Here is a 26,182-nt window from a genome sequence, read left to right as displayed (position 1 = left end):
GTGAGCAAGACCAGGAAGCAGGCCCCGGACCGGGCCGCCACGGCCGTCGGCCCGGGCAGCGGCGACGGTGCCGCCGTTGACCGTGCCACCGGTGACGGTGCCGCCCCCGTCGGCGTCTCGCGGCGGCGGTTGCTGGGGACGGCGGGCGCCGCGGGCGCCACCGGGCTGGTACTGGGCGCCGGGGGCGGGGCCGCCGGGTATGCCGCCACCCGGCCCGAGGAGCCGGCCGCGCTGACGACCGTCGGCGCGAACGAGGCGATGTTTCACGGGAAACATCAACCGGGGATCACCACTCCGCTTCAGTCCCGGGGCCATCTCACCGCCTTCGACCTGGTGGCGGGCGCGGGGCGCAAGGAGGCCGCGGCCCTGCTGCGGCGCTGGTCCGCGGTGGCGAAGGAGCTGATGGCGGGCCGCCCGGCGGCCGGGGCGGCCGACGGCCCCGGGCACGACACCGGGATCGCGCTGGACGCGGGTCCGTCGTCCCTGACCGTCACGTTCGGCTTCGGCCGGACGTTCTTCGGGCGTACGGGTCTGGCCGACCGCCTGCCCGCCGCCCTCGACCCGCTGCCCGCGTTCTCCGCCGACGCCCTGGACGCCAAGCGGTCCAACGGCGACCTGTGGGTGCAGATCGGCGCGGACGACGCGCTGGTCGCTTTCCACGCGCTGCGGGCGCTCCAGAAGGAGGCCACCGGCACGGCACGGGTGCGGTGGCAGATGAACGGCTTCAACCGGAGCCCCGGCGCGACCGCCCGGCCGATGACCGCCCGCAACCTGATGGGCCAGATCGACGGGACCGGCAACCCGAAACCGTCCGACGAGGACTTCGACCGGCGGGTCTTCGTCCCCGCGTCCCCGGGGAAGCCGCAGGAGTGGATGGAGGGCGGTTCATACGCCGTCGTCCGCCGGATCCGGATGCTCCTGGACGACTGGGAGAAGCTTCCGGTGGAGCGCCAGGAGCGGGTCATCGGGCGGCGCAAGGCGGACGGGGCGCCCCTGAGCGGGGGGACCGAGACCACCGAGATGGACCTCGACAAGGCGGGCCCGGACGGCAGGCTCGTGATCCCCGACAACGCCCACGCCCGGATCTCCTCGCCCGAGGAGAACGGCGGGGCCGCCATGTTGCGCCGGCCGTTCTCGTACCACGACGGCATCGCGGAGGACGGCACTCCGGACGCCGGACTGCTGTTCATCTGCTGGCAGGCGGACCCGTTCCGGGGCTTCGTTCCGGTGCAGCGCAAACTCGACCGGGGCGACGCGCTGTCGCCGTTCCTGAGGCACGAGGCGAGCGGGGTGTTCGCGGTCCCGGGCGGGGCGGCGGAGGGCGAGTACGTGGGACAGCGGCTCCTGGAGGCGTGACCCGGTCATGATCCGCCGGACACCCCCAGGCACGCGTTCGGGTCCGGGGACGGCGCTCGACCGCATCCTGAGACAGCCCGGCGGGCCTGGGCGAGCGCATTAGGGTGACCGTATGTCAGCCACGCGCTACGCCTATCTCGGCCCCGAAGGCACCTTCACCGAGGTCGCCCTCCGTACGCTCCCGGAAGCCGCCACCCGGGAACTCGTCCCGATGCTGTCCGTACCGGCCGCACTGGACGCCGTACGCAACGGGGAGGCGGCGGCAGCGCTGGTACCGATCGAGAACTCCGTCGAGGGCGGTATCACCGCGACCCTGGACGAGCTGGCCGGCGGGGAACCGCTGATGATCTACCGCGAGGTGCTGCTCTCCATCACCTTCGCGCTGCTGGTACGGCCCGGCACCAAGCTGTCGGACATCAAGACGGTCACCGCGCACCCGGCCGCCCAGCCGCAGGTGCGCAAGTGGATGGCGGAGCACCTCCCGGGCGCCCTGTGGGAGTCGGCGGCGTCCAACGCGGACGGGGCCCGGCTGGTCCAGGAGGGGCGGTACGACGCCGCGTTCGCCGGGGAGTTCGCCGCCGCGACCTACGGCCTGGAGCCGCTGGTGACGGAGATCCACGACGCGGAGAACGCCCAGACCCGCTTCGTCCTGGTGGGCCGGCCCGCCCGGCCCTCCGCCCCGACCGGCGCGGACAAGACCTCCGTGGTGATCTGGCTGGCCGACGATCATCCCGGCGCCCTGCTGGAGCTGCTCCAGGAGTTCGCGGTGCGTGGGGTCAACCTGATGCTGATCCAGTCCCGCCCGACCGGGGAGGGCATCGGCAACTACTGCTTCGCCGTGGACGCGGAGGGGCACATCGCGGACCGGCGGGTCGGGGAGGCCCTGATGGGACTGAAGCGGATCAGCCCGAAGGTGCGGTTCCTCGGCTCGTACCCGCGGGCGGGTGTCTCGCCGGACGAGGTGCGGCCGCTGCGGGCGGGCACGTCGGACGTGGCGTTCACGGAAGCCTCCGACTGGCTGGCGCGCAGCCAGGACGGCCGGATCTGACGGAAGGGCGGGGAGAAGCCCGGCGGAAAGGCTGCCGGGAGCCTCCTCACGCGCTCCGCAGCGGTGCGATCTACAGATAGTCACGCACTCCGGAGAGTTATCCACAGGAGGGGCTCTCGACCTGGGGACAAGTCGACACCACAATGCGACATCGTCGACAAATCAATCCAGTCAGCCCAGAGCAGTCCACAGACGCGCAAGGCGGCACGAGTCGCCGGGTGTCACCTCAATTCCCTTGATCGACTCTTTGGGGCGACGGAATCCCATCCGAATGAGCACGCGGGGCAGGTTTGAGCGGAGATTCCATGGGGCTTCGTCCGACTTCCGGAACAATGCCCTCCGGCATCCACAGAACTTCCACACAGCCTGTGGATAACCGTCCCGACATCGACCCTCCTGTGGACAACAGCGACCGGAGCGCCTCCAACTCCCGCCCCGTCCAAGGCCGGTACGTCAAGGTAAGCCGCACCTTCTGCCCTGTTCAGGGGAGTTAACCACCGTTATTGACGCCCCTCTCCCGCTGCGGCGCCACAACCGTCCGCGATTCCCCCACAGAAATATCAATTCCGGCAATTCGGTCATAGAGACACGCTCGGCAATATCGGTTCGAGTGCCAGAACCGCGCACCGGTAGCCTGGAGGGGTGATTGACCTTCGCCTGCTCCGTGAGGACCCCGACCGTGTTCGCGCCTCCCAGCGCGCCCGTGGAGAGGACGTCGACCTCGTCGACGCCCTGCTCTCCGCCGACGAGCTGCGCAGGTCGTCCGGCGTCCGCTTCGACGAACTCCGCAACGAACAGAGGTCGCTCGGCAAACTGATCCCCAAGGCCACTCCCGAGGAGCGCACCGAGCTCCTGAAGAAGGCCGAGGAGCTCAAGGCCGACGTCAAGGCGGCCGACGCCGCCCAGGACGAGGCCGCCGCCGACGCCAAGCGGCTGCTGCTCCAGCTCGGCAACATCGTCCACGAGGACGTGCCGGTCGGCGGCGAGGAGGACTTCGTCGTCCTGGAGACGCACGGCACCATCCGCGACTTCGGCGCCGAGGGCTTCGAGCCCAAGGACCACCTGGAGCTCGGCGAGTCGCTCGGCGCCATCGACATGGAGCGCGGGGCGAAGGTCTCCGGCTCGCGGTTCTACTACCTCACGGGCGTCGGCGCGCTCCTGGAGCTCGCCCTCGTCAACGCGGCGATCGCGCAGGCCACCGAGGCCGGCTTCACCCCGATGCTGACCCCGGCGCTGGTCCGCCCCCGCGCCATGGAGGGAACCGGCTTCCTCGGCCAGGCCGCGGAGAACGTGTACCACCTGGAGAAGGACGACTACTACCTGGTCGGCACCTCCGAGGTCCCGCTCGCCGCGTACCACATGGACGAGATCATCGACGCCGACAAGCTGCCCCTGCGGTACGCCGGGTTCTCCCCGTGCTTCCGCCGCGAGGCCGGCACGTACGGCAAGGACACCCGCGGCATCTTCCGCGTCCACCAGTTCGACAAGGTCGAGATGTTCTCGTACGTCGACCCGGCGGACGCCGAGGCCGAGCACCGCAGGCTCCTGGAGTGGGAGAAGCAGTGGCTCACCGGTCTCGAACTGCCTTTCCAGGTCATCGACGTCGCCACCGGTGACCTCGGCGCGTCGGCCTCGCGGAAGTTCGACTGCGAGGCGTGGATCCCGACCCAGGGCAAGTACCGCGAGCTGACCTCCGCGTCGAACTGCGACGGCTTCCAGGCCCGCCGCCTGTCCGTCCGGATGCGCGACGGCAAGAAGGTCCAGCCGCTGGCCACGCTGAACGGCACGCTCTGCGCCGTACCGCGCACGATCGTGGCGCTCCTGGAGAACCACCAGCTCCCCGACGGTTCGGTCCGCGTTCCCGAGGTGCTCCGTCCGTACCTGGGCGGGCGCGAGGTCCTGGAACCGGTCGCCAAGTGACCTTCCCGTACAAGCTCGTCGCGACCGACCTCGACGGCACGCTGCTGCGCGGCGACGACACGGTCTCCGAGCGCACCCGCGAGGCGCTGGCCGCCGCCACGGCGGCCGGCGCCGCGCACATCATCGTCACCGGACGCGCGGTCCCCTGGACCCGGCACATCCTGGACGACCTCGGTTACGAGGGGCTCGCCGTCTGCGGTCAGGGCGCGCAGGTCTACCACGCGGGCGAGCAGAAGCTGCTGACCTCGCTGACCCTGGACCGCCAGCTCGCCGGTCTCGCCCTGTCCAAGATCGAGGCGGAGGTCGGCCCGCTGCACCTGGCGGCCAGCCGCGACGGTCTTGAGGGCGAAGTGCTGGTCGGCCCCGGCTACCGGGTGCAGGAGGGGCCGCTTCCGTATCTCTTCGTGGACGACGCCACGGAGATGTGGACGGCTCCGCTCAACAAGGTCTACATACAGCACCCGGAGCTGGACGACGACGCGCTGGCCTCCGCCGCGCGGGCGGCGGTCGGCAGCCTGGTCGACGTGGTCATGGCCGGGGCAGGTGTGGTCGAGATCCTGCCGCTGGGCCTGAGCAAGGCGACCGGCCTCTCGCTGGCCGCCCGCCGGCTCGGCGTGAAGGCGACCGACACGATCGCCTTCGGCGACATGCCGAACGACATCCCGATGTTCGGCTGGGCCCAGCACGGCGTGGCCATGGCCAACGCCCACGACGACCTGAAGGCCGTCGCCCACGAGATCACGGCGTCCAACGAGGACGACGGCATCGCGGTCGTGCTGGAGGAGCTGCTCCGCTCGGCGCCCGTACAGCCCGCGGGGTAGGACGGCACGCGACCCGCACCCCGGACAGCGCGACAGCGGCCCGGCACCGTTTCCCACGGTGCCGGGCCGCTTCACTCAGCGCTGCCCGCGTTGCCCGTTACGGCGGCGCAGATCCTTCAGCTGCCCGGCGAAGGCGTCCATCCGCCCGTCGAGCCGGCCGACGTCCTGCTGTACATCCGTCAGCCGCAGGCTCATCGCCCCGACCACCTGATGCGTCATCTCCACCTTCCGGTCCAGGCTGTCGAGCCGCTCCGACATCCGCACCAACACCGGCCCGAGCTCCTGCAGCGCACTGCCGACCCCGGTGAGGCAGCTCTCGATGCGCGTGACGCGGTGGTCGAGGGAGGCGTACTGCGTGCGGAGCGACTCCTCGGCGTCGAGGAGGTACGTACGCACGCAGCGGGCGATGTCGCTGTCGCGAAGAAGCAGGGCGATGTTGAGGACGGTCCGGCGGGTGTAGAGGGTCAGCTGCGTGGCAGCCTGTGGATAACTTTCCTGCCCCTCCCTCTCCCATAGAGACAACATGTCCCTCTGGAAAAGTCGCAGATCAGAGCCGCGCAGCACGACGAGGCCATTCTCCTCGACCTCCGCCCGGTGCCGCTGCGTCACCTTCTTCACGGTCTCTGTGGATACTTCGAAGTAACGAGCCACGTCCTCTGTGCGAACGTGAATTCCGTCCGGGAGCATGACAAGGCTCTTCACCTTGTCGAGGACATCGACGCGCCCCATCTGCTCCCCGCGCAGCGCGCGCGATTCGAGCAGGGCGACTTCCGTGGGCATGGGTATGCCTTTCGTACGAGGGAATGACGAGGACGGCCCCATACCCCGGGCTTCAGGGGTGGAGGACGCTCACGGTTGCCACTCACTCGATGACCGGTCCGGTGGGCCGAGCCTCACCCGGTGCCGGCATTCCCCGATTTCACGATCGCTACGACGCCACGGATTCCAGTTGCCTCCACGCACCCCGCTCAACGACCCGATAAACACAACGTCACGCGCACGTCTGTCCGGTCATACGACGATCCCCGCCCTTGCCGGGGCAAGGGCGGGGATCGTCGGGACGCAGCAGGGAGCTCAGGCCGCAGGCCTCACTCCTCGCCCGCCAGCTTCAGCGCCCGCAGCTTCTGGCCCGCGTACCAGGTGGCAGCGGCCGTGACCACGACCAGCAGGACCGTGGCGAGCGGCAGGCCGACCTCCGAGGTCACCGCGCCGTCGCCCGCGACCTTCTGGGCGACCGCCAGGGACCACTGCTGGACGCTGAGCGTCCGCGCACCGGCCACCAGGCTGCCGAACAGGGCCTCCCAGACCAGCGCGTAGACCAGGCCGAGGACGACCGCGTGCCGACTGACCGTGCCGAGGAGCAGGAACAGGGCGCTGTAGGCGATCGAGGCGACCAGCGCAGCGATCGTGTAGGCGACGGCGATCTGCTGGCCGTTGCCGTTGAGGATCAGGCCCGCGAGCAGCGTCGGCAGCGCCGAGAAGACCATGGTCACCGCGATGGCCACGATCAGCTTGGTGAAGATGATCGTGGGACGTTTCACCGGCTTCGCGAGCAGATAGACGATCGAGCCGTCGTCGATCTCCGGGCCGATCGCCCCGGTGCCCGCGATCACGCCGATCAGCGGCACCATCGTGGCGATGGCGAAACCACCGAGGACGTTCGAGGCGACCTGGTCGTCAGCCCCCGCGAACATCCGCACGGCCGCGGCGATGAGCAGCAGCAGGGCGGGCAGGACGAACAGGATGGCGGCCCGGCGCCGGCCGAGCAGGGCCCGGTAGGTGAGCCGGGCGACTGTGGGGTCGTACATGACGGTGCACAGCTCCTTTCAGGCCACTACTCAGGCCGCTACGAGATAGGAAAAGACCGATTCGAGGGACTCGTCGGACGGCGAGACGGTGAGCAGCCGGATGCCCTGCTCCCGGGCGACCCGCGGCAGCAGTTCGGTGAACCTCCCGAAGTCGACGGCCTGGATGCGCAGCGCCTTCTCGGTCAGGTCGACCTCGATGCCCGCCGTGGAGGGGTCGGCGATGAGCGCGGCAGCGAGGGCCCGGTCGTCGCTGGAGCGCACCAGATAGCGGTGCGGCCGGTCCTTCATCAGCCGGCGGATCTTGCGGAAATCGCCGGAGGCGGCGTGCCGGCCCGCCACGATCACCTCGATGTGCGAGGCCAGTTGCTCGACCTCTTCGAGGATGTGCGAGGAGAACAGGACTGTTCGGCCCTCGGCGCCCATCCGCCGCAGCAGCTCCATCAGCTGCATTCGCTGGCGCGGGTCCATTCCGTTGAACGGCTCGTCCAGGAGCAGCACCGAGGGCTCGTGGACCAGCGCGGAGGCCATCTTCACGCGCTGGCGCATGCCCTTGCTGTACGTGGCGATCTTGCGGTCCTGCGCGTACTCCATCTGGACCGTGGCGAGCGCCCTCTGCGCCTCGGCACCACCCAAACCCTGGAGTTCGGCGTTGGCGACGACGAACTCCTTTCCGGTGAGGAAGTCGTACATCCCTTCCCGCTCCGGGACGATGCCGATCTCCTTGTAGACGGCCTCGTTGCGCCAGATCGTCCGCCCGTCGAGCGTGACCTTCCCCGTCGAGGGGGCGAGGAAGCCGCCCATCATGTTGATGAGGGTGGACTTTCCGGCGCCGTTCGGGCCGAGGAGCCCGGTGACGCCGGGGCCCACGGTCATGGAGACGTCGTTGACGGCGACCACGTTGCCGAACCAGCGCGAGGTGTGGTCGATCTCGATGGTGGTCACAGCCCGACCCTCCGGTAGCGGCGCAGCAGGACGGCGTACGAGCCGGCGACGAGCGCGAGAACAACGAGCAGGTAGACCACGCCGACTCCGGCGCCGGGGCCTTCCCCTCCGGGGAAGGCGGAGGTCGCGCCGAGGAACGCGGTCTGGACGCCGTCGATCAGGGTGATCGGCGAGAAGAGACCGAGCCACTGCACGGCCCCTTCCGACCCGGTCTCCCAGGCGATGGCCTGGACCGTGGAGACGGCGCCGTAGGTGATGGTCAGGAGGGCGATCACCGCGGCGACGCCGAAGCCGCGCCGCGGGGTCAGGGCGGCCATCACCAGGCCGAGCCCGGCGAACAGCACGGACAGCAGCGCCACCGAAACCAGCCCCTGGCCGAACCACTTGGTCTGATCGGCGAAGTCGAACTTCGCGAGCAGAGAGCCCACATAGAGGATGAGCAGCGGCGCACCGGTGAGGATGAAGAGCGCGGAGGCGGTGGCGGCGAACTTCGCGACCACGTAGTCGGCGTGCTCGATCGGCCGCGAGAAGTACAGGGGGACGCTCTTGAAGCGGAGGTCCCTGGACACCGCCTGCGGGGCCTGGGCGGCGATGAAGAGGCCGATGACGGCCTGGAGGTAGATCGCGTACGAGGTGTACTTGACCACCAGTTTCGTGGCGTCCGGCGCGGCTATGGAGACCGCCACCAGGATCGCCGCGACCAGCGCCATCACGCCGAACAGCAGCATGGGCAGCACCTTGGACTTGGCGGAACGGCCCAGTCCGAAGGAACCCCGCAGGGTCTGCGAGAACAGGGAGCGGCGGGCATAGGCCCGGCCGAGCCGCGGTCCGTCGTAGGAGCGGTAGCCGATGTTGTGGATCCGGGAGGCGTCGCGCCCGGCCGCGGCCTTGGTCTCAGTGCTCATCGCGACCGCTTCCCTTCTGCTGGACGGCCCCGGCGGTGGCGGCCGCGGCCGGGACGGCTGCCTGCGCCGCGCCCTGTTCGGTAAGGAAGACCTCGGCGATCTGGTGGCGGCGCTGTTCCATGCGGACCAGGCCGAGCCCGAGCCCGGCGACACTGTCGCGGACCACGTCGTACGTCTCCTCGCCCGTCGCCTCGATCAGCAGGATGTGGCCCGCGCCCGGCAGTCCCTCCGTGTCGATCCCGTCGTGGCCGATGAGGGTGACCCCGGCGTCGGTGAGGACCTTGCGCAGCGCACCGGTGCCGTCGGGGTGGGTGTCGCTGTCCGTCACCTCGACCGCGAGGGTCGCGGTGGTCTCGGTGAAGTCGCTGGTGGAGCTGGAGCGCAGGAGCGTTCCGCCGTCGATGACGACGACGTGGTCGCAGGTGCGCTCCAGCTCACCGAGGAGGTGCGAGGTCACCAGCACGGAGATGCCGAAGTCGGTGTGGATCCGCCGGATCAGACCGAGCATCTCGTCCCGGCCGACCGGGTCGAGGCCGTTGGTCGGCTCGTCGAGCAGGACCAGCTGGGGGTCGTGGACGAGGGCCTGGGCCAGCTTCACCCGCTGCTTCATGCCGGTCGAGTAGCCGCCGATGGGCCGGTAGCGCTCCTCGTAGAGGCCGACGTGGCGCAGGGTGTCGGCCGTGCGCTCGCGGGCCGCCGTGGGCGGCAGCCCCGACATGCGCGCCATGTGCACGACGAACTCGGTCGCCGAGACGTCGGGCGGCAGGCAGTCGTGCTCGGGCATGTACCCCACCCGTTCCCGGATGGCGGCGCCGCTGGTCGCGACGTCGAGCCCGAGCACCGCGGCCCGGCCTTCGGTGGCGGGGGAAAGACCCAGCAGGATCTTGATCAGTGTGGACTTGCCGGCTCCGTTGGAACCCACCAGACCGGTCACACCCGGCCCGATGTCCAACGTGAGCCGGTCAAGCGCGGTCACCCGGGGGAACCGCATGCTCAGGGCTTCGGTAGCGATTACGGCTGTCACGGAGATGACGTTAGTGGCGCGGACCACAGCGGTCGTCAGCCCTGACGGTTGGATCCGCGTCAGACTCCAGGCGTACACGCCAGTAGGGGGGTACGCCGTGGCTCCACCTCGGAGCCGGGGTTTTCCACAGGCTGTTGTCCACAGGCGGTGCACACCTCTTGACGCAGCCGCCGGACATTGTCACATTCATCAGTGTCACGTTACGGGTACGTACCGCACACGGCAGGGAACGGACGGTGGCATGACCGGCTTGGCCAAGGCAGTGCAGGACACCAACACCCCGGAACTGCGGGGGTTCAGAGAGGTTCAGCGCCTCGCCTATGCCTGCGCGGAGGCGGTCGCCGGTCAGTTGCGCTCGGGTGTGACCGAGCGCGAGGCGGCCCGGATGCAGCGTGTGTGGCTGCGCGAGCGCGGTGTGCGCGACTGGTTCCACCTCCCGTTCGCCTGGTTCGGGGACCGTACGGCGTTCGCCGGGTTCAAGGTGCCGCTGCAGTTCTTCCCGACCGACCGGAAGTTGGAGCCGGGGATGCCGTTCATCCTCGACATGGCCCCGGTGTACAAGGGGTTCACCGCCGATGTCGGGTATGCGGGCTGCCTCGGCCTCAATCCGCTGCACGACAAATTGCTGGCCGATCTGGAGGCCCACCGCGAGCTGATCCTGCGCGAGGTGCGCGAGCGCCGTTCGCTGCGCGAGATCTACGAGAACGTCGAACGCCTCATGACCGCACAGGGATACGCGAACCGGCACCGGGCCTACCCCTTCGGCGTGATCGCCCACAAGGTCGACCGCGTCGCCGAACGCCGTTGGTCCCCACAGGTGTTCGGCTTCGGCACCCAGGCCCTCAAGGGGCTCGTGAGCGACGCGCTGCACGGCCACCGGGAGGGCTGGTCGCCGCTGTGGAGCCCCTACCGGTTCTCCGACCACCCGCCGCAGCCGGGCCTGTGGGCGGTCGAACCCCACCTCGGATTCCGGGGTACGGGCGCGAAGTTCGAGGAGATCCTGGTCGTCACCGACTCCAAGGACCCCGAGCAGAGCGCCTTCTGGCTGGACGACGATCTGCCGCATGTGCGGCGCTGGGCCGAGGAGAAGGTGGCGGCGTGAATCTGTCTCAGGCGCGTGAGCGGACCGTGCGTACGGGAGGCGTCGAGCTGTGCGTCGCCGAGATGGGCGACGCGGGCCGGCCGACCGTGGTGCTGGTCCACGGCTATCCGGACAGCAAGGAGGTCTGGTCGGACGTCGCCGCCCGGCTGGCCGAGCACTGGCACGTGGTGCTGTACGACGTGCGGGGGCACGGCCGGTCCACCGCCCCGAAGCCGCTGCGCGGCGGCTTCACGCTGGAGAAGCTGACCGACGACTTCCTCGCCGTGATCGACACGGTCAGCCCGGACCGGCCGGTGCACGTGGTCGGCCACGACTGGGGTTCCGTCCAGTCCTGGGAGTTCGTCACGGTCGGCCGGACCGAGGGCCGGATCGCCTCCTTCACCTCGATGTCCGGGCCGTCCCTCGACCACTTCGGGCACTGGATCAAGCGCCGGATGACCCGCCCCACCCCGCGCAAGGTGGGCCAACTGCTCGGCCAGGGAGCGAAATCCTGGTACGTGTACATGCTCCACACCCCCGCCCTGCCGGAGCTCGCCTGGCGCGGGCCGCTCGGCAAGCGCTGGCCGGGGATCCTGGAGCGGCTGGAGAAGGTGCCCGCGGGCGACTACCCCACCGACTCCCTCCCGGACGACGCGGCGCACGGCGCCTGGCTCTACCGCGACAACGTCCGTGCCCGGCTGCGCAGGCCCCGCCCGGACGCCTACGCCCACGCACCGGTCCAGCTGATCACCCCGACCGGGGACTCCTTCCTCTCCGAGCGGCTCTACGACGGTCTGGAGGACTGGGTCCCCACTCTGGTACGCCGCTCGCTTCCGGCCAAGCACTGGGTTCCCCGCACCCGGCCGGACCAGCTCGCCTCCTGGATCGACGAGTTCGTCACCGCGAACGAGTCCGCCGCGCGGGACGGCGGGCCCGTGCAGCAGTCGGTGGCGCAGGGGCCCTACGCAGAGCGGTTCGGCGGTCAGCTGGTCCTGGTGACGGGCGCGGCCTCCGGAATCGGGCGGGCCACGGCGTTCGCGTTCGCCGAGGCGGGCGCCCGGATCGTGGCCGTGGACCGCGACGCGGAGGGCGCCGCCCGCACCGCGGAGATGGCGCGGCTGATCGGTGCGCCCGCGGCCTGGGGCGAGGCCGTGGACGTCAGCGACGAAGACGCGATGGAGAAGCTCGCCGCCCGGGTCGCCGCCGAGTACGGAATCGTCGACGTCCTGGTCAACAACGCCGGGATCGGGCTCTCCGGCTCCTTCCTGGAGACCACGAGCGAGGAGTGGAAGAAGGTCCTCGACGTCAATCTGTGGGGAGTCATCCACGGCTGCCGGATCTTCGGCAAGCAGATGGCGGACCGCGGTCAGGGGGGCCACATCGTCAACACCGCGTCGGCCGCCGCCTTCCAGCCCTCCCGGGTGCTGTCCGCGTACAGCACGTCGAAGGCGGCCGTGCTGATGCTCAGCGAGTGCCTGCGGGCCGAGCTGGCGGAGAAGTCGATCGGCGTGAGCGCGATATGCCCCGGCATCGTCAACACCAACATCACCGCCACCACGCGGTTCGCCGGGGCCGACGCGGCGGAGGAGGAGCGGCTGCAGAAGCGGACGACCCGGCTCTACGGCCGGCGCAACTACCCGCCTACGAGGGTCGCCGACGCGATCCTGCGGGCGGTCGTGCGCAACCAGGCCGTGGTCCCGGTGACCCCGGAGGCGCGCGGCGCCCGGCTGCTGTCCCGGCTGAGCCCGGGGACGCTGCGCTCCGTCGCCCGGCTGAAGCCGCCGCTGTGACCGGGGCCGGGGCGGACGTGGGGGCAGGGGCCGGGACCGCCGAGTACCGGATCGAGGACCTGGCGCACGCGAGCGGGGCCACGGTGCGCACGATCCGCGCCTATCAGGACCGGGGGCTGCTCCCGACGCCCGAGCGGCGCGGACGCGCCAATGTGTACCGGGAGGCCCATCTGGCCCGGCTGCGGCAGATCGCGGACCTGCTCGACCGGGGCTACACCCTGGCCAGCATCAAGGAGTTGCTGGAGGCGTGGGACGCGGGGCGGGGGCTCGGCGGGGTGCTCGGGCTCGTCGCGGAGGTGCAGGGGCCGTGGACGGACGAAGAGGCGGACCGGATCAGCCGCCGTGAGCTGGACGAGCTGTTCGGCGGCCGACAGGACGACGAGGCCATCGCCGAGGCGGTGGAGCTCGGCGTGCTGGAGCGCGTGCCCGGCCGGGACGACGAGTTCCTCGTCCCCAGTCCGCAAGAGCTGTCGGTGGCGGCCGAGTTGTACGCCGCCGGAGTGCCGTTGACAGCAATCTCCGGCCATCTGCGGGAGCTTCGGGGCCAGGTCGAGCACATAGCCTCCCGTTTCCTGGAGTTCACCACCGAGCATGTCTTCGCCCGCTATCTCGGCCACCGGCCGCCCACCGACGCCGACGCGGCCGAGGCAGCATCGCTGGTACGACGACTGCGGCCGCTCGCCCAGCAGACGGTCGACGCCGAACTGGCCCGCGCCATGAAGACGTTCGCCACCCGCCACCTGCATCACCACCTCGGCGCGGAAGAGACGGCGATCGCCGAGACCACCGCTCGTCCCGTGCTGCTGCCTGCCCGGACAACGCAGGCCGTGCAGGAGCTGGTTGGAGCCGAGCAGGTGGCGGCGTTCGTCGCGGCAGCCGCTGAACGCGAGGTGCAGGCACGCGCCTTGGACGCACTCGCCTCATCTCACGCAAGAGTCAATAAAGTTGACCAAAAGGGTTAAATCGCCTGCCAGTTGTCCACAGCATCGTCAAATAGCCTGTGGATAAGTCAAGTTGGCTGTGGATCAAACATCGACACGAAGAAAGACGAAAAGAAGCCTGTAAGAAATCCGGATGCACCGATGAACCGCGCACGGGCACTCTGACGCCATGGACGAACGTCGCACCGTCAAGGTGTCCAAGTACCTCTCGAAACATCTGCGGCACCAGCCGGAGCGCATCGGCATCACCCTCGACGAGAACGGCTGGGTGGGCATCGGGACGCTGCTGAGCGCGGCGGCCTCCCACGGCTTCGCCATCAGCCGCGCCGAGCTCGACCACCTGGTCACCGTCAACGACAAACGCCGCTTCGCGGTGGACGGCGACCGCATCCGCGCCAACCAGGGCCACACCGTCGCCGTGGACCTGGACCTGCCGCCGGCCGAACCGCCCGCGTACCTCTACCACGGCACGGTCGCCCGGGTGATGGACGCGATCCGGGCCGAGGGCCTGCGCCCCATGACCCGCCACCATGTGCACCTGTCGCCCGACCGGGAGACGGCCACCCGGGTCGGCGCCCGCCGCGGCCGCCCCCTCGTCCTCACCGTGGACGCGGGCGCGATGCACCGCGCCGGACATGTCTTCCGTGTCAGCGCCAACGGCGTCTGGCTCGCCGACGCCGTACCGCCCCGGTTCCTGCTCCTGCGCGACTGAGGGCTTCAGCAGCAGGAACCTCGTGGGTCACGCCAGCTGCGCGGGGGCCTCGGTGACGATGCGCTCGAAGACCTTCGGGTCGACGTCGAAGACCGAGTCCGGGATCGGCGCGTGGATGACGATCTCGGTGAAGCCCAGCTCCGCATGGCGGCCCGCGAAGTCGACGAACGCGTCCACGGACTCCAGGGGGGCGGTGCGGTCCGGGGTGAAGCCGGTCAGCAGGATCCGGTCCGGCTCCGAGGCGTCCCGGCCGATCTCCGCGCAGGCCGCCGTGAACTTCTCGCTCTGCGCCCGCAGCGCGGCCCGCGACTCCTCCGGGGTGCCGTTCTCGTACAGCTTCGGGTCGCCGGTGGTGACCCACGCCTGCCCGTGGCGGGCGGCGAGCCTCAGCCCGCGCGGCCCGGTCGCGGCGACCGCGAAAGGCAGCCGGGGCCGCTGGACACAGCCGGGAATGTTGCGGGCCTCGTCCGCGGTGTAGTGGGTACCGCGCTCGGTCACCGCGTCCTCGGTGAGCAGGCGGTCCAGGAGCGGTACGAACTCGGCGAACCGGTCGGCACGTTCGCGCGGGGTCCAGGCCTCCTGGCCCAGGGCGGTGGCGTCGAAGCCGTTTCCTCCAGCGCCGATGCCGAGCGTGACACGGCCGCCCGAGATGTCGTCCAGGGAGATCAGCTCCTTGGCCAGCGTGACCGGGTGGCGGAAGTTCGGCGAGGTCACGAGGGTGCCGAGACGGAGCCGTTCGGTGGCCGTCGCCGCGGCGGTGAGCGTGGGCAGGGCCCCGAACCACGGGCCGTCCCGGAAGGTCCGCCAGGACAGGTGGTCGTAGGTGTAAGCGGTGTGGAAGCCCAGCTCCTCCGCGCGCTGCCAGCGGTCGCGACCGCCCTCGTTCCAGCGGAGGACAGGGAGGATCACGGTGCTCAGGCGAGGGCTCATGCCCCTGAGCCTACGACCGTGCCCACGTTCCGCGACCACCCGATTGGCGTTGGCATATGCCAGGGGACTTTTCCGCAGATCAGCGCATCCACCCACTCAAATGTGCGCCCCTTCGCACGCCCGTGCACCCTCGTGGGCGAGAATGGCCCGGTGACCTCAGTGACCGATACGCCTCTTCCCGCCGTGACCCGGCTGATCGCCACCGACCTCGACGGCACCCTGCTGCGCGACGACAAGACCCTGTCCGCGCGCACCGTCGCGGCCCTCGCGGCGGCCGAGAAGGCCGGGATCGAGGTCTTCTTCGTCACCGGCAGGCCGGCCCGCTGGATGGACGTCGTGAGGAACCACGTCCAGAGCCACGGCACGGCGATCTGCGCCAACGGCGCCGTGGTCACCGACCTGCGGACGGACGGCGACCTCCTCGCCGTACGGGCGCTGGAGCGCGACGCCGCCCTCCACGTCGTGCACACCCTGCGCGAGGCGGCCCCCGGCACCTCCTTCGCCGTCGAGTTGACCACCGGCATCAACTACGAACCGGCCTATCCGCCGTTCCACCTGGACCCGGGTGCCTCGGTCGCCATCGCCGAGAAGCTGCTCCACGAGGACACCCCGGGCTCCGGCGCGCCCGTGCTCAAGCTGCTGGCCCACCACAGCGAGCTGGCGCCCGACGCGTTCCTCGACCTGGCCCGTACGACGGCCGGCGACCGGGCGTCCATCACCCGCTCCAGCCCGTCCGCGCTCCTGGAGGTCAGCGGACTCGGCGTCTCCAAGGCCACCACACTCGCCTCCTGTTGTGCCGAGCGCGGCATCTCGCCCGCCGAGGTGGTCGCCTTCGGCGACATGCCCAACGACATCGAGATGCTCAGCTGGGCCGGCGCCTCCTTCGCCATGGGCAACGCCCACCCGGACGCGCTGGCCGCCGCCACGGGCCGGACCGCGACCAACGAGGAGGACGGGGTGGCCCTCGTCATCGAGCGGATCCTCGCCGCCCGCGCGGACGGCCGCACCACCCTCCGCTGAAACCTTTCGGCACAACGGGGAGGCGCCCTCTCACAGTCGGCACCCCGGGGAGGCGCCCTCTCACAGCCAGCACCCCGGGGAGGCGACCCCTCACAGCCGGCGTCCCAGGAGGCGACCGCTCACAACGGCGCCTCCCACACCACCGTCGTACCGCCGCCGTCCTCCCCGACGCCCGGCTCGATCCGGCTCGACCCGCCCAGGGACTCGGCCCGGCGGGCCAGGTTGCGCAGTCCGCTGCGGCGGCCGCCCTCCGGGATGCCCACCCCGTCGTCGGCGACCGAGAGCCGTACCGCGGCCCGCCCGTCCGGCAGCGTCACCGTCGCGTCGACGACCACATCGATCAGCGACGCCTCCGCATGCCGGAACGCGTTGGAGAGGGCCTCGCGCAACGCGGCGACCAGGTTCTTGCCGGTCAGCTCGCCGACGAGCGAGTCCACCGGGCCCAGGAAACGGTGCGAGGGCTTGAAGCCGAGCGGGACGGCCGCCATGTTGATCTCCCGCAGGACGCGGGTACGCAGCCCCGACGGGGCCTCGGCCGGCTCCTGCTGGAGCGCGAAGATCGCCGTACGGATCTCCTGGATCGTCACGTCCAGCTCGTCGACCGCCCGGCCGACACCCGTGCGCACCTCGGGCACCACCGATCTGCGATGGGCGCTCTCCAGCATCATCCCGGTGGCGAACAGCCGCTGGATGACCAGGTCGTGGAGGTCGCGGGCGATCCGGTCGCGGTCCTCGTACACCGCGAGCCGCTCCCGGTCCCGCTGCGCCTCGGCCATCATCAGCGCCAGCGCCGCCTGGGAGGCGAACTGCGTGGCGAGCGTCCGCTCGGCCTCCGTGAACGGGCGCGCGCCCCGGGAGCGGGGAGTGGCCAGCGCGCCGAGCACCCGGCCGCCGCTCTGGAGCGGCAGCAGCATGCTGGGGCCGAACCGCTCGGCCAGCCTCGTCACCATCCGGCCGTCGGAGGCCGAGTCGTCGATGAACACCGCCTCGCCCGCGAGGAGTTTCCTCACCACCGCGCTCCGGCCCGGGATGATCACCCCGAGCGAGGACGAGGGGTCGTCGGACGACACGGCGACGATCTCCAGACCGCCCTCCTCGGCGGGCAGCAGCACGATGCCGGCGGCGGCGTCCGCGAGCCGGCGGGCCTGTTCGGCGACCACCGACAGGGCCTCGTCGGCGTCCCCGCCCGACAGGAGCGCCGTCGTGACCGCGACCGAACCGTCGATCCAGTGCTCCCGCTGCCGTGCCGCCTCGTACAGCCGGGCGTTGCCGATGGCGATCCCGGCCTCCGTGGCGAGCACCCGGACCATGTGGAGGTCGTAGTCGCTGAACTCCGCGCCACCGTGCTTCTCGGTGAGGTAGAGGTTGCCGAAGATCTCGCCCTGGACCCGGATGGGCACCCCGAGGAAGGACCGCATCCGGGGGTGGCCCGGCGGGAACCCGGCGGACCGCGGGTCGGTGGACAGATCGGCCAGCCGGACCGGGGCGGGGTCGTGGATGAGCGCGCCGAGCAGGCCCCGGTGGCCGTCGGGCCGCCGCCCGATCTCCTCGGCCACCTCCTGCGGAACGCCGTGGGTGACGAAGTCCGAAAGACCCTCGCCCAGCTCGTCGACGACGCCGATGGCCGCGTACCGGGCATGGGCGAGCTCGGCGGCCGTCTCACAGATCCGGTCCAGGGTGGAGTGCAGCTCCAGCCCCGCGCCGACGGACCGCATCGCCTCCAGGAGCTGCGGCACCCGTGCGGTCAGCTCGGTGGACAGCCCCTGGAGGCTGCGAGTGGCCCGGGTGGCGGCGTCGAGGGAGTCCTTCGGGTCGGGCTCTGCCATGGCCCGAGCCTATTAAGTGCTGATACAGGGCGAAAGTCGGGAATGCACCTGATGCCGGGTCGGGCGGTGGCCACCCGACGCCCCTCGCGCGTGCCCCACGGCATGAAGGGCAGCGGCCACCTCCGTTCCCACGCCCTACACCCCCACCGTCTCCCGTTCGCGCTCCAGCATGCGGCGCAGCGGCCCGTCCTCGGCAGCCAGTTCGGCGTACGGTCCGCGCTGGACGACCCGGCCCGCGTCCAGCACCAGCACCTCGTCGACCGCCTCCAGGCCGGTCAGCCGGTGGGTGATCAGGACCGTCGCGCGCCCCCGGGTCGCGGCCAGCAGATCGGCGGTGAGGGCGTCGGCGGTCGGCAGGTCCAGGTGTTCGGCGGGCTCGTCCAGGACGAGTACGGGGAAGTCGGCGAGGAGCGCGCGGGCCAGGGCGAGGCGCTGGCGCTGACCGCCGGAGAGCCGGGCGCCGTGCTCGCCGACGGTCGTGTCCAGGCCCTCCGGCAGGGCCTGCACCCAGTCCAGGAGCCGGGCCCGGGAGAGCGCGTCGCGCAGTTCGGCGTCGGTCGCCCCGGGCCGGGCCAGCCGCAGGTTCTCGCGGATCGTGCTGTCGAAGACGTGGGCGTCCTGGGCGCACAGCCCTACCGAGCGCCGGACCGTGTCCGATTCCAGCGCGGACGCCTCGACGCCGCCGAGCCGGTACGTCCCCGTCGAGGCGTCCAGGAAGCGCAGGAGGACCTGGGCGAGCGTCGTCTTGCCCGAGCCGGAAGGTCCCACGACCGCGATGCGCCGTCCGGGCGTCAGCGTCAGGTCGAGCGAGGCCAGCGCGTCGTGCCCGGCCCCCGGGTAGTGGGCGCTCAGCCCCCTCACCTCCAGAGGGAAGGGCGAGCCGGGCTCCTCGGCCGGGGTCCGGGGCTCCTGTACGGGTACGGGGGCGTCCAGCACCTCGAACACCCGCTCCGCGCTCCGGGCGACGCGCTGGCGGTACTGCACGGCGAGCGGCAGCCCGGCGACGGCCTCGAAGGCGGCGAGCGGGGTCAGCGCCACCACGGCGAGCGCGACCCCGGAGAGCCGTCCGTCGTTGACGGCGGGGACACCGACGGCCGCGGCGGCCACGACGGTGAGCCCGCAGACCAGGGCGGACAGGCCGCCGCCCAGCGCCGTCGCGGCGGCCGCCCGGGAGGCGATCCGGGTCAGGAGCGTGTCGGCCGCGCGCAGCTGCTCCTGCCGGGCGGGCAGAGCGCCCGCGACAGTCAGTTCGGCGGTACCGCCGAGCAGGTCGGTGACCCGGGTCGCCAGGGCGGCGCGGGCGGGGGCGAGCTGACGCTCCGTACGGCGGGCGCAGGCGCCACTGACGAGCGGGACGCCGACCCCGGCGAGCAGCAGGCCGACGGCCAGGATCACTCCCGCTTCCGGGAGCAGCCAGCCGGTGAACCCGGCGGCGGCGGCCCCCACCACGACGGCGGTGGACGCGGGCAGCAGCCAGCGCAGCCAGTAGTCCTGGAGCACGTCCACGTCGGCGACGAGGCGGGACAGCAGGTCGCCTCTCCGGGTGGTGCGCAGACCTGCCGGGGCGATGCGTTCGAGGCCCCGGTAGACGGCGACGCGCAGGCCGGCGAGGAGCTTCAGCACGGCGTCGTGCGAGACGAGCCGTTCGGCGTAGCGGAAGACGGCCCGCCCGATGCCGAAGGCGCGGGTCGCGGTGACCGCCATCATCAAGTACATGACCGGCGGCTCTTCGGAGGCCCGGGAGATCAGCCAGCCGGAGACCGCCATGAGCCCCACGGCCGACCCGACGGCCAGGCTGCCCAGCAGCAGGGCCAGGGCCAGTTGTGCGCGCCGGTCCCCGGCCGACGCGCGGACCCGGGCGAGCACCCGTCCGGAACGCGTCCCGGCCGGCGCGGGGGAGACGGGGGAGTCCACGGGGCGGGCGGTCGGCAGTTCGCCGCCGGCGAGGGGCTCCGGGACTGCGGGGCCCGGCGCCGCGAGGCCCCGGGCGGGTTCCCCGTACGCCCCCGTACGGGCATCGGTGCGCGGCTCCAGCGCCACCACGCGGTCGGCGACCGCCAGCAGCGCCGGGCGGTGGACGACCAGCAGCACGGTCCGCCCGGCAGCCAGCCTCCGTACGGCGTCGACGATACCCGCCTCTCTCTCGCCGTCCAGGCTCGCGGTCGGCTCGTCCAGCAGCAGGAGCGGCCGGTCGGCGAGGAACGCCCGGGCGAGGGCGATGCGCTGGCGCTGGCCCGCCGAGAGCCCGGCCCCGTCCTCGCCGAGCGCGGTCAGCATCCCGTCCGGCAGGGCGGCGACGAAGTCGTACGCGCCCGCGTCCCGCAGCGCCGCGACGACCGCCTCGTCGTCGGCGTCGGGCCGGGCGAGCCGGACGTTCTCGGCGATCGTGCCCGCGAAGAGGTGGGGGCGCTGGGGGACCCAGGCGATACGGCTCCGCCAGCGTCCGGGGTCCAGGTCCGCGAGGTCCCGGCCCCCGACCCGTACGTGCCCCTCGTCGGGCCGGGCGAAGCCCAGGATCACGTTGAGCAGGGTGGACTTGCCGACGCCGCTCGGGCCGACCAGGGCGACGGTCTCCCCCGGCTCCACGGTGAGCGAGGCGGCGTCCAACGACGGTTCGGCGCGCCCCTCATGGCGTACGGTCACGTCCGCCAGCTCCAGCCGCAGCGTGTCCGGGGCGTCCTCGGTGCCCGAGGTCCGGGGTTCGGTCTCCAGGACCGCGAAGATCTCCTCTGCGGCCGAAAGGCCCTCTGCCGCCGCGTGGTACTGCGCCCCGACCTGGCGGATCGGCAGATACGCCTCCGGGGCCAGGATCAGGACCACCAGGCCGGTGTAGAGGTCGAGCTCGCCGTGGACGAGCCGCATGCCGATGGTGACGGCGACGAGGGCCACCGACAGGGTCGCCAGCAGCTCCAGCGCGAAGGAGGAGAGGAAGGCGATCCGCAGAGTGCGCAGGGTAGCCCGGCGGTAGTCGGAGGTGATCGTGCGGATCGACTCGGCCTGGGCCTTGGCCCGCCCGAAGACCTTCAGCGTCGGCAGTCCGGCGACGACGTCCAGGAAGTGGCCGGAGAGCCGGGACAACAGTTGCCACTGCCGGTCCATCCGGGACTGGGTGGCCCAGCCGATCAGGATCATGAAGAGCGGGATGAGCGGCAGGGTGACGACGATGATCGCCGCCGACACCCAGTCCTCCGTGACGATCCGGGCCAGCACCGCCACCGGCACGACGACCGCGAGACCGAGCTGCGGGAGGTAGCGGGCGAAGTAGTCGTCGAGCGCGTCGATCCCCCGGGTCGCCAGCGCGACCAGCGAACCGGTGCGCTGTCCGCTCAGCCAGTCGGGGCCCAGCCGCGCGGCCCGCTCCAGGAGCCGGCCGCGCAGTTCGGACTTCACGGCCGCGCTGGCGCGATGGGCGGCCAGTTCGGTGAGCCAGGCGACCAGCGCCCGGCCGAGCGCGACCGCCGCGAGGAGAAGGAGAGGGGTGCGCAGTTCGGCGACCGTGAGCCCGTCCTCGAAACCGCCCACCACGAGCTCGGCGATGAGCATCGCCTGGGCGATCACCAGCAGGGCGCCGACCAGGCCGAGAGACACCACGGCCGCCAGGAAGAGGCGGGTGGCCCGTGCGTGGTGGAGCAGACGCGGATCGATCGGTTTCACGTGAAACATCCCCCCGGCGGGGTCGGTGAGCTCTGCGGGATCGGGAGCTGCCGCGGGCCTCACGAGGTCCGCGGCAGCTCGCCGGAGTCAGTGCGCGTCGGCGATGTGCTGGGTGCCGATACGCTTGCGGAAGACCCAGTAGGTCCAGCTCTGGTAGAGCAGCACGATGGGCGTGGCGATGCCCGCACACCAGGTCATGATCTTGAGCGTGTACGGGCTGGACGAGGCGTTGGTGACCGTGAGGTTCCAGGCGTCGTTCAGCGAGGACGGCATGACGTTCGGGAAGAGCGTCAGGAAGAGCATCGCGACCGCCGCCGCGATCGTCACGCCCGAGAACGCGAACGACCAGCCCTCACGCCCCTTGGCGACGGCTCCGATCGCGGCCAGCAGCGACACCACCGCCACGATCAGGGCTCCCAGGCTCCAGCCGTCGCCGTTGTCGGCCTGGGTCCAGAGGAGGAAGCCGAGCGCGAGTACCGCGGTGACGGGTCCCAGCTTCAGTGCCAGGGCGCGGGCCCGGACCCGGATGTCGCCCGCCGTCTTGAGGCCGGCGAACACCGCTCCGTGGAAGGTGAAGAGGGTGAGCGTGACGAGGCCGCCGAGGATCGCGTACGGGTTGAGGAGATCCCAGAAGTTGCCGACGTACTCCATGTCGGCGTCGATCTTCACGCCCCGGACGATGTTCCCGAACGCCACCCCCCACAGCACGGCGGGGATCAGGGAGGTCCAGAAGATCGCGGTCTCCCAGTTCGTCTGCCACCGTTCCTCGGGCCGCTTGGCGCGGTACTCGAAGGCGACGCCGCGCACGATCAGGCAGAACAGGATGATCAGCAGCGGCAGGTAGAAGCCGGAGAAGAGGGTGGCGTACCACTCGGGGAAGGCGGCGAAGGTCGCGCCGCCCGCGGTGAGCAGCCAGACCTCGTTGCCGTCCCAGACGGGCCCGATCGTGTTGATCAGGACCCGCTTCTCCTTGCGGTCGCGGGCCAGCAGTTTGGTGAGGACCCCGATGCCGAAGTCGAACCCCTCCAGGAAGAAGTAGCCGGTCCAGAGGACGGCTATGAGCACGAACCAGACGTCGTGGAGTTCCATCTCTCAGCTCCTGTGCTCAGTACGAGAAGGCCATCGGCCGGTCGGCGTCTTCTTCGTCGTGGCCGCCGATCTTCGTGGGCGGGTTGAGGTCGTCCTCGGTGAGTTCCGGCGGCCCGGCCTTGATGTACTTCACGAGCAGCTTCACCTCGATCACGGCGAGCACCGCGTAGAGCAGGGTGAAGACGATCATCGAGGTGATGACCTCGCCCTGCGAGACACCGGGGGAGACTCCGGCACGCGTCTCCAGCACGCCGTAGACCACCCACGGCTGGCGGCCCATCTCGGTGAAGATCCAGCCCCAGGAATTGGCGATCAGCGGGAAGAGCAGCGTCCAGAGCGCGACGAGCCAGTAGAGCTTGGTCAGCCTCGGGCTCAGCGCCTTGTTCCGGAACAGGACGAGGTTCGGCACCTCGTCCTCACCGGTCCGCAGCGCCGGTGGCAGCAGGAACTTCTTCCGGGTCAGCCAGAGCCCCAGGAGGCCGAGGCCGAAGGAGGCCATCCCGAAGCCGATCATCCACCGGAAGCTCCAGAACGCGACCGGGATGTTGGGCCGGTAGTCGCCGGGCCCGTACTTCTCCTGCGACTCCTTGTTGATGTCGTTGATGCCCGGGACATAGGAGTTCGGGTCGTTGTTGGCGAGGAAGGACAGCACCCCGGGCAGCGAGATCTCCACGGAGTTGTGGCCCTTGCTGACGTCCCCGTACGCGAATATCGAGAAGGGCGCCCGCTCCTGGCCGTCCCACAGGGCCTCGGCGGCGGCCATCTTCATCGGCTGCTGCCGGAACATGACCTTGGCGAGGCTGTCGCCGCTGACGGCGGTGAGCAGTCCGGCGACCACGACGGTGATCAGCCCCAGACGCAGCGAGGTCCGCATCACCGGGATGTGCTTCTTGCGCGCCAGGTGGAACGCGGCGATACCGACCATGAAGGCCCCGCCGACCAGGAACGCCGCCGTGATGGTATGGAAGAACTGGGTGACCGCGGTGTCCTGGGTGAGCACCCGCCAGAAGTCGGTGAGCTCGGCGCGGCCGCGCTCCTCGTTGATCCGGTAGCCCACCGGGTGCTGCATCCAGGAGTTGGCGGCCAGGATGAAGTAGGCGGAGAGGATCGTGCCGATCGAGACCATCCACATGCAGGCCAGGTGGATCTTCTTCGGCAGCTTGTCCCAGCCGAAGATCCACAGACCGATGAAGGTGGACTCGAAGAAGAAGGCGATCAGCGCCTCGAAGGCGAGCGGAGCGCCGAAGATGTCGCCGACGAAGCGCGAGTAGTCGGACCAGTTCATCCCGAACTGGAACTCCTGGACGATGCCCGTGACGACGCCCATGGCGATGTTGATCAGGAACAGCTTGCCCCAGAACTTGGTCGCCCTGAGGTACTTCTCCTTCTCCGTCCGCACCCAGGCGGTCTGCAGGCCGGCGGTGAGCGCGGCGAGCGAGATCGTCAGGGGGACGAAGAGGAAGTGGTAGACGGTGGTGATGCCGAACTGCCATCGCGCCAGGGTCTCCGGCGCCAGAGCTAGGTCCACGTCGTCAGTCTCCTTACATCGCCGTGGTCATACCGGCACTATGCCCCTTTGATTCCCCCGATTACGGGAGAAAACAGGGCACGCTTGTGAACGCGTTCACATTCACAAGCAATTATGGCGCACACACTTTCGGAGCCTTCGCCGGGGGTACCCCTTTTCGGCCACCCGCCCCGTGCTACCGGCCCCTTGCCACCGACCGCCGACGCACACAGCAGGGGCCCGACTCATACAGAAGGGGCCCCGGACCTCGTCGATCGAGGTCCGGGGCCCCACCCGGGTGGTACCGGCGGCGCGCCGGGAAGCCCTACAGCTCCGCGCGGAACGCCTCCGCCGTCTTCAGGAACAGGTCGTTGCCCTCGGTCTCGCCGATCGTGACCCGTACACCCTCGCCCGCGAACGGACGGACGACCACACCGGCCCGCTCACAGGCCCCCGCGAAGTCGAGGGTCCGCTCCCCGAGCCGCAGCCAGACGAAGTTCGCGTGCGACTCCGGCACCGTCCAGCCCTGGCGCGCCAGCTCCGCGCTCACCCGGCCGCGCTCGGCGACCAGCGAACCGACCCGGCCCAGCAGCTCGTCCTCCGCCCGGAGCGAGGCCACCGCCGCGTCCTGGGCGAGCTGGCTCACGCCGAAGGGGACGGCGGTCTTGCGCAGCGCCGCGGCCACCGGCTCGTGCGCCACGGCGAACCCGACCCGCAGCCCGGCCAGGCCGTACGCCTTGGAGAAGGTCCGCAGCACGGCCACATTGGGCCGGTCACGGTAGATCTCGATGCCGTCGGGCACGTCGGCGTCGCGGATGAACTCCTTGTACGCCTCGTCCAGCACCACCAGCACATCGCTGGGCACCCGGTCGAGGAACCGTTCCAGCTCGGCCCGGCGCACCACCGTGCCGGTGGGGTTGTTGGGGTTGCAGACGAAGATCAGCCGGGTCCGGTCGGTGATCGCCTCCGCCATCGCGTCGAGGTCGTGCACATCCCCCTCGGTCAACGGAACCTTGACCGAGGTCGCGCCGCTGACCTGGGTGATGATCGGGTACGCCTCGAAGGACCGCCAGGCGTAGATGACCTCGTCACCGGGGCCGGACGTGGCCTGGAGCAGCTGCTGGGCCACCCCCACCGAACCCGTTCCGGTGGCGAGGTGCGAGAGGGGCACACCGAAACGCTCGGCCAACTCGTTCATCAGGCCGGTGCACGCCATGTCCGGGTAGCGGTTGAAGTTCCCCGCGGCGGCGAGCGCCGACTCCAGGACTCCCGGCAGTGGCGGATAGGGGTTCTCGTTGGAGGACAGCTTGTACGCGACCGGTCCGCCGGCCGCCGCAGGCTTGCCCGGCACATAGGCGGGAACGCCGTCCAGCTCGGCGCGCAGCTTGGGGCTCGTCTCGCTCACCGCAGGTCCTCCTCGACCGTCCGTTCACAGCAATACTGCACACCTTATGAGGATTGAGCCCCGCTGCGAATGGCCCGAGCGGGAAATCGACCGCAGTGCCCGGGAATGGGACCTCACCCGGGGCCGACCCGGGGGCTCCGCCCGGGGGAGCGTTTCCGGTTCCGGCGCGCGCCGGTGGCTCGCGCCGTGGCGCGCGTCCCCCGAAGTGGTGAGTTGAGACCTCTTCGAGACATCACACATTCAGCAGGCTGCCGCCCTTCGATACCTGACACATGCATGCAGTAACCTTCAACTGCCTTGCATTGAAAGGAATTTGATGGGGCGTGACCTTGCAGAAACGTGCCTGTCAACGTGCGCATATGCGACCGGACCGACCACCCCTCGGAGCCCTACTATCGGCTCG

At 70.7% G+C, this 26,182-nt stretch carries 20 protein-coding genes; 9 read left to right on the top strand and 11 right to left on the bottom strand.

Annotated features, from left to right (window positions below):
• The 4 genes from efeB (at position 1) to IE140_RS11670 (ending at position 5,145) form a co-directional block, all read left to right on the top strand.
• Positions 1-1,356: an iron uptake transporter deferrochelatase/peroxidase subunit gene (efeB, locus tag IE140_RS11685; RefSeq protein ID WP_093441256.1), complete on the top strand. Its 1,356-nt coding sequence runs from the start codon at positions 1-3 to the stop codon at positions 1,354-1,356.
• Between the two features lie 112 nt (positions 1,357-1,468).
• The gene (pheA, locus tag IE140_RS11680; RefSeq protein ID WP_109179327.1) at positions 1,469-2,404 is read left to right on the top strand and encodes a prephenate dehydratase; all 936 of its coding nucleotides are present in this window, start codon (positions 1,469-1,471) and stop codon (positions 2,402-2,404) included.
• A 642-nt stretch (positions 2,405-3,046) separates the two neighbouring features.
• The gene (gene serS / locus IE140_RS11675; protein ID WP_150193413.1) at positions 3,047-4,324 is read left to right on the top strand and encodes a serine--tRNA ligase; all 1,278 of its coding nucleotides are present in this window, start codon (positions 3,047-3,049) and stop codon (positions 4,322-4,324) included.
• On the top strand, positions 4,321-5,145 hold the full coding sequence (locus tag IE140_RS11670) for an HAD family hydrolase (protein ID WP_150193412.1): 825 nt from the start codon (positions 4,321-4,323) through the stop codon (positions 5,143-5,145). The genes serS and IE140_RS11670 overlap by 4 nt, the downstream gene beginning before the upstream one ends.
• A 75-nt stretch (positions 5,146-5,220) precedes the next feature.
• Here the strand turns inward: IE140_RS11670 and IE140_RS11665 are convergent, their stop codons facing one another.
• From IE140_RS11665 to IE140_RS11645, 5 genes are all read right to left on the bottom strand, one after another.
• Entirely contained in the window at positions 5,221-5,925 is a 705-nt protein-coding gene (locus IE140_RS11665) for a hypothetical protein (RefSeq protein ID WP_150193411.1), read from the bottom strand.
• A gap of 308 nt (positions 5,926-6,233) precedes the next feature.
• Positions 6,234-6,953, bottom strand: a complete 720-nt coding sequence (locus tag IE140_RS11660) for an ABC transporter permease subunit (RefSeq protein ID WP_032764638.1) — start codon at positions 6,951-6,953, stop codon at positions 6,234-6,236.
• Positions 6,954-6,983: 30 nt separating this feature from the next.
• Positions 6,984-7,895 (bottom strand): ABC transporter ATP-binding protein, encoded by a 912-nt coding sequence (locus IE140_RS11655; RefSeq protein ID WP_010060503.1) that lies wholly within the window; start codon positions 7,893-7,895, stop codon positions 6,984-6,986.
• The gene (locus tag IE140_RS11650; RefSeq protein WP_150193410.1) at positions 7,892-8,800 is read right to left on the bottom strand and encodes an ABC transporter permease; all 909 of its coding nucleotides are present in this window, start codon (positions 8,798-8,800) and stop codon (positions 7,892-7,894) included. Before IE140_RS11650 ends, IE140_RS11655 begins: the two co-directional genes overlap by 4 nt.
• Complete coding sequence (locus IE140_RS11645; RefSeq protein WP_093441267.1) at positions 8,790-9,791, bottom strand: ABC transporter ATP-binding protein; 1,002 nt, start codon at positions 9,789-9,791, stop codon at positions 8,790-8,792. Before IE140_RS11645 ends, IE140_RS11650 begins: the two co-directional genes overlap by 11 nt.
• 274 nt (positions 9,792-10,065) lie before the next feature.
• Between IE140_RS11645 and IE140_RS11640 the strand changes: the two genes are divergently transcribed.
• The 4 genes from IE140_RS11640 to IE140_RS11625 all read left to right on the top strand — a co-directional run bounded on the left by IE140_RS11640 (position 10,066) and on the right by IE140_RS11625 (position 14,348).
• Positions 10,066-10,926, top strand: a complete 861-nt coding sequence (locus IE140_RS11640; protein WP_075265274.1) for a M24 family metallopeptidase — start codon at positions 10,066-10,068, stop codon at positions 10,924-10,926.
• The gene (locus tag IE140_RS11635; protein WP_150193409.1) at positions 10,923-12,695 is read left to right on the top strand and encodes an SDR family oxidoreductase; all 1,773 of its coding nucleotides are present in this window, start codon (positions 10,923-10,925) and stop codon (positions 12,693-12,695) included. Before IE140_RS11640 ends, IE140_RS11635 begins: the two co-directional genes overlap by 4 nt.
• Entirely contained in the window at positions 12,692-13,657 is a 966-nt protein-coding gene (locus IE140_RS11630; RefSeq protein ID WP_150193408.1) for a MerR family transcriptional regulator, read from the top strand. Before IE140_RS11635 ends, IE140_RS11630 begins: the two co-directional genes overlap by 4 nt.
• Positions 13,658-13,805: 148 nt before the next feature.
• The gene (locus IE140_RS11625) at positions 13,806-14,348 is read left to right on the top strand and encodes an RNA 2'-phosphotransferase (RefSeq protein ID WP_150193407.1); all 543 of its coding nucleotides are present in this window, start codon (positions 13,806-13,808) and stop codon (positions 14,346-14,348) included.
• 27 nt (positions 14,349-14,375) lie between these two features.
• Here the strand turns inward: IE140_RS11625 and IE140_RS11620 are convergent, their stop codons facing one another.
• The gene (locus IE140_RS11620; protein ID WP_150193406.1) at positions 14,376-15,278 is read right to left on the bottom strand and encodes an LLM class flavin-dependent oxidoreductase; all 903 of its coding nucleotides are present in this window, start codon (positions 15,276-15,278) and stop codon (positions 14,376-14,378) included.
• Between the two features lie 150 nt (positions 15,279-15,428).
• On the opposite strand from IE140_RS11620, the gene IE140_RS11615 reads away from it, so the two are divergent.
• The gene (locus IE140_RS11615; RefSeq protein WP_093441274.1) at positions 15,429-16,298 is read left to right on the top strand and encodes a Cof-type HAD-IIB family hydrolase; all 870 of its coding nucleotides are present in this window, start codon (positions 15,429-15,431) and stop codon (positions 16,296-16,298) included.
• 119 nt (positions 16,299-16,417) lie between these two features.
• Here IE140_RS11615 and IE140_RS11610 read toward each other — a convergent pair whose 3' ends face one another.
• The 5 genes from IE140_RS11610 to hisC all read right to left on the bottom strand — a co-directional run bounded on the left by IE140_RS11610 (position 16,418) and on the right by hisC (position 25,779).
• Positions 16,418-18,124, bottom strand: coding sequence for a sensor histidine kinase (locus IE140_RS11610; protein WP_093441277.1), 1,707 nt, complete (start codon positions 18,122-18,124; stop codon positions 16,418-16,420).
• 135 nt (positions 18,125-18,259) lie between these two features.
• Positions 18,260-21,778: a thiol reductant ABC exporter subunit CydD gene (gene cydD, locus IE140_RS11605; RefSeq protein WP_150193405.1), complete on the bottom strand. Its 3,519-nt coding sequence runs from the start codon at positions 21,776-21,778 to the stop codon at positions 18,260-18,262.
• Between the two features lie 87 nt (positions 21,779-21,865).
• Positions 21,866-22,867 (bottom strand): cytochrome d ubiquinol oxidase subunit II, encoded by a 1,002-nt coding sequence (gene cydB, locus IE140_RS11600; RefSeq protein ID WP_032764622.1) that lies wholly within the window; start codon positions 22,865-22,867, stop codon positions 21,866-21,868.
• 16 nt (positions 22,868-22,883) lie between these two features.
• A complete protein-coding gene (locus IE140_RS11595; protein WP_093441285.1) occupies positions 22,884-24,395 on the bottom strand; it encodes a cytochrome ubiquinol oxidase subunit I in 1,512 nt (503 codons plus the stop codon).
• 304 nt (positions 24,396-24,699) lie between these two features.
• Positions 24,700-25,779, bottom strand: coding sequence for a histidinol-phosphate transaminase (gene hisC / locus IE140_RS11590; protein WP_032776572.1), 1,080 nt, complete (start codon positions 25,777-25,779; stop codon positions 24,700-24,702).
• Between the last annotated feature and the right edge of the window lie 403 nt (positions 25,780-26,182).

Source organism: Streptomyces parvus (assembly GCF_014648875.1).
Lineage (GTDB): Bacteria > Actinomycetota > Actinomycetes > Streptomycetales > Streptomycetaceae > Streptomyces > Streptomyces parvus.
Note: the sequence above shows the minus strand (reverse complement) of the source record. Positions and strands in the feature narration are given on the sequence as shown.